Genomic DNA, 1,384 nt, shown 5'->3' with positions numbered 1-1,384 from the left:
GGGTCTGTAAAGCGAGCGGTGTAACTGGGTTTGGTGTGGCTAGAGTTGGCCTGCGGTGAGGCGGCCGTCGAAGGCCAGGTCGAAGGCGTTCATGGCGCCTTTCCAGCGCATGGTCCAGCGTTTGCGGCCGGCGCCGGTCGGGTCGAGGCTCATGACGGCCATATAGACGCACTTGAGGGCGGCCTGCTCCGTGGGGAAGTGCCCGCGGGCACGGACGGCCTTGCGGATGCGGGCGTTGACGCTCTCGATGCTGTTGGTCGTGCACACAATGCGGCGTATTTCCGCGTCAAACTGAAGGAAAGGCGTGAACTCCGCCCAGCTGGACTCCCAGAGGCGGACGATCGCCGGGTATTTCTTGCCCCAGGTCTCGGCGAATTCCAGGAACCGTGTCGTGGCCGCGTCCTCGGTCGGCGCGGTATAGACGGGCTTGAGTGCCTTCGCGATCTTGTCCCAGTCCTGTCGGGCCGCGTAACGGAATGAGGCCCGCAGGAGGTGCACTACACATGTTTGCACCACAGTTCGAGGCCAGACCTCGCCGACAGCATCCGGCAGTCCCTTCAGTCCGTCACAGACCAGCATCAGGACATCGTCGACGCCCCTGTTCTTGAGCTCGGAGAGTACTCGCAGCCAGTGTTTCGCGCCCTCACCGCCGTCGCCGGCCCACAGCCCGAGAATGTCGCGGTGCCCCTCGGCGGTGACCGCCAGGGCCACATAGATCGGCCTGTTCGCCACTTGGCCATCGCGAATCTTGACGTTGATCGCGTCAATGAAGACGACCGGGTAGACGCGGTCGAGCGGACGGTTCTGCCATTCGGCCATGCCGTCCATCACCTTGTCGGTGATCGTGCTGATGGTCGTCTTGGACACGCTGGCGCCGTAGACCTCGGCCAGGTGCGAGGAGATCTCGCCGTGGGTGAGGCCCTTCGCGGACAACGACAGGACCATCTCGTCGACGCCGGTCAGGCGGCGCTGCCGCTTCTTGACGATGGCCGGCTCGAAAGAACCCTCCCGGTCGCGGGGGACGTCGATCTCGACCGGCCCGATGTCGGTCAACACGGTCTTGGAGCGGGTGCCGTTGCGGGAGTTGCCGCCGTCCTTGCCCGCCGGGTCATGCTTGTCATAGCCGAGATGGTCGGTGATCTCGCCCTCCAGGGCGGACTCCAGAACCGTCTTGGTCAGCTGCTGCAGCAGCCCGCCCTCGCCGGTCAGCTGCAGACCCTTGCTCCGGGCCTGCGCAACGACCTGCTCGATGAGCTTCTGCTCGACCGCTGCACTCTCCAGCGACGGTTCCGCCAGGTCATCGGCGGTCGCGGACTCGGTCACGGTGTCAGTCACTTGATGTCTCTTCCATGATCATCAGTTACACCGGCGAGCGTACAGACCC

Annotated in this window: 1 protein-coding gene; it reads right to left on the bottom strand. The window is 64.7% G+C overall.

Features of this window, described 5'->3' with window-relative positions:
• Positions 1 to 39: 39 nt before the first annotated feature.
• Entirely contained in the window at positions 40 to 1,296 is a 1,257-nt protein-coding gene (locus tag ACFVTC_RS42815) for an IS256 family transposase (RefSeq protein ID WP_390135259.1), read from the bottom strand.
• Positions 1,297 to 1,384: the final 88 nt, after the last annotated feature.

The sequence above is a fragment of the Streptomyces sp. NPDC057950 genome (genome assembly GCF_042887295.1).
In the GTDB taxonomy this organism is placed as follows: domain Bacteria; phylum Actinomycetota; class Actinomycetes; order Streptomycetales; family Streptomycetaceae; genus Streptomyces; species Streptomyces kaempferi.
Note: the sequence above shows the minus strand (reverse complement) of the source record. Positions and strands in the feature narration are given on the sequence as shown.